General features: G+C 39.5%; 2 protein-coding genes and 1 pseudogene. All 3 read left to right on the forward strand.

What is annotated here, in order from left to right; all coding sequences use genetic code 11:
• Positions 1–277, forward strand: a pseudogene (locus ACR2F7_RS00395) (hypothetical protein); the annotation flags it as partial.
• A complete protein-coding gene (locus ACR2F7_RS00400; protein ID WP_432711631.1) occupies positions 267–1,010 on the forward strand; it encodes an ABC transporter ATP-binding protein in 744 nt (247 codons plus the stop codon). The pseudogene ACR2F7_RS00395 and the gene ACR2F7_RS00400, both read left to right, overlap by 11 nt.
• 90 nt (positions 1,011–1,100) lie before the next feature.
• Positions 1,101–2,207, forward strand: a complete 1,107-nt coding sequence (locus ACR2F7_RS00405) for an ABC transporter permease (protein ID WP_432711632.1) — start codon at positions 1,101–1,103, stop codon at positions 2,205–2,207.
• Positions 2,208–2,275 lie beyond the last annotated feature (68 nt).

Below are 2,275 nucleotides of genomic sequence, written 5' to 3' on the forward strand. Positions count from 1 at the left end.
ATTATTTGCCGCCAAAGCAGATAATATTTACAAGCTCATACAGCACTTACGAACAGCTGATGAAGTGGAAAGCTGTTTCCCCTTTGGCGAATACATACACCTTACTATGAAAACAGATGATGCTGATGCTGCGAGCATCACAAGAATTGGCGGAATAAATAATATTGAGGGATTGGAAGTAAAACAGGTAACACCAACGATTGAAGACAGTTTTATCCGCCTGATGAATGAAAGTAATGAAGACGAAACCAAAATAGAAAAAACCGATGGGAAATAAAGCGATTATCTGCAAAGATTTGACAAAACAGTTCGGCGATTTCAAAGCCGTAGACAGCATTACTTTCGATGTGGAACAGGGCGAAATCTTTGGGTTTCTGGGTGCAAACGGAGCCGGGAAAACAACTGCAATGCGGATCCTTTGCGGGCTTTCCTTTCCAACATCTGGCGAAGTTACCGTGGCAGGTTTTGATGTTTACAAACAACAGGAAAACATCAAAAAAAACATCGGCTATATGAGCCAAAAGTTTTCGCTTTACAACAACCTGACCATTTTAGAAAACATTGAGTTTTATGGCGGTATATACGGCGTTTCAAGAACCGATATAAAAACACGGAGCAACGAATTGATCACAAAATTGGGGCTGGAAAAGGAGGCCCGGAAGTTAGTAGGAGAATTGCCTTTGGGCTGGAAACAAAAACTGGCTTTTTCAGTTGCTGTTTTCCACCGTCCCAAAATCGTGTTCCTGGATGAACCCACAGGAGGCGTTGACCCAGTTACCCGTAGGCAGTTTTGGAATATGATATATGAAGCCGCAGATAATGGTATTACAGTATTTGTAACCACACACTATATGGATGAAGCCGAGTATTGCAACCGTATCAGTATAATGGTTGACGGTCGTGTGGAAGCTTTGGACAGCCCTACTAACCTTAAAAATAAATTTAATACCAATTCAATGGACGATGTTTTTTACCAACTAGCAAGAGGCGCGAAACGGCCATCGGATTAATATCCCGGCTAGTTAATATTCCCCTTTATCATTTAGCATATTCGGCATCCAAAAAAAAACAGTACGGAGTACAAATTTAATACGCAGAAAATGAAACAACTATTCGCTTTTATACGTAAAGAATTTTTCCACGTATTCAGGGACAAACGTACGCTACTTATACTCTTTGGAATACCCATTGTGGAAATCATCCTTTTTGGTTTTGCATTGAGCAGTGAAGTAAAAAATATCGGGATCGCAGTAATAGACAATGCACAAGATGTACATTCAGAGCAGATTATCGCCAAGATACAATCAAATTCCAGATTTCAGCTAAAGGATGCTGCACTAAATTATAAGGATATTGAAGAAAAATTGAAGAGCGGTGAAATAATATGTGGCATCTTGTTTCCTGCAAATTTCGGGTCAGATCTTTATAAAACTGATGGAGCGAAGATACAGGTTATTGTCGATAATTCTGCCCTCAACACGGGAACTTCGGCAACAAACTACCTGAATACCATCATTAAGAATTACCAGCAGGAACTTAATCCCAATGTACAACTGTACTACCAAATCATACCCGAAATAAGGCAATTGTACAACGAAGAACAGAACGGTTCGCTCAACTTCATTCCAGGCATTATTGCTTTTATATTTATGATGGTAAGTACCGCACTGGCATCGGTTTCTGTAGTGCGGGAGAAAGAAATGGGAACGATGGAAATATTATTAGTTTCGCCGTTCAGGCCTCTAATGGTGCTGATGGCAAAAGCAATACCTTATTTGGTTCTATCCCTGGTTGACTTAATTATCATGTTATTGCTTTCCGTATACCTTCTTGACGTGGAAATTAAGGGTAGCCTCCTGTTGCTTTTTGCGGAAAGCACACTTTTCATCATTACCTGTCTTTCACTTGGGTTGCTCATATCAAACATTACCAATTCACAGCAAATTGCTATGTTGATTTCGATGATGGGGATGATGTTACCTACAGTTGTACTGAGTGGCTTTGTATTCCCCTTGGAGAATATGCCAAAAATATTGCAATGGCTTTCTTATCTCATACCCTCAAAATACTATTATACCATTATGAAAGGTGTGATGCTCAAAGGACTTGGTTTTAGCTACGTGTGGAAAGAAACACTCATTTTGGTGGGGATGGCAACCGTATTATTATTTTTTGCATTGAAGAATTTTAAAAACCGCTTACAGTGAAAAAATTACGTTTTATATTACAGAAAGAGTTCCGTCAGATTTTGAGGGACAAGACCATATTGGCAGTG

Source organism: Pedobacter sp. (assembly GCF_045628745.1).
In the GTDB taxonomy this organism is placed as follows: domain Bacteria; phylum Bacteroidota; class Bacteroidia; order Sphingobacteriales; family Sphingobacteriaceae; genus Pedobacter.

Excerpts from the sequence above, each read along its gene's own strand:
- ACR2F7_RS00400 (WP_432711631.1), top strand. The coding sequence starts at position 267 with ATGGGAAATAAAGCGATTATCTGCAAAGATTTGACAAAACAGTTCGGC.
- ACR2F7_RS00405 (WP_432711632.1), top strand. The coding sequence starts at position 1,101 with ATGAAACAACTATTCGCTTTTATACGTAAAGAATTTTTCCACGTATTC.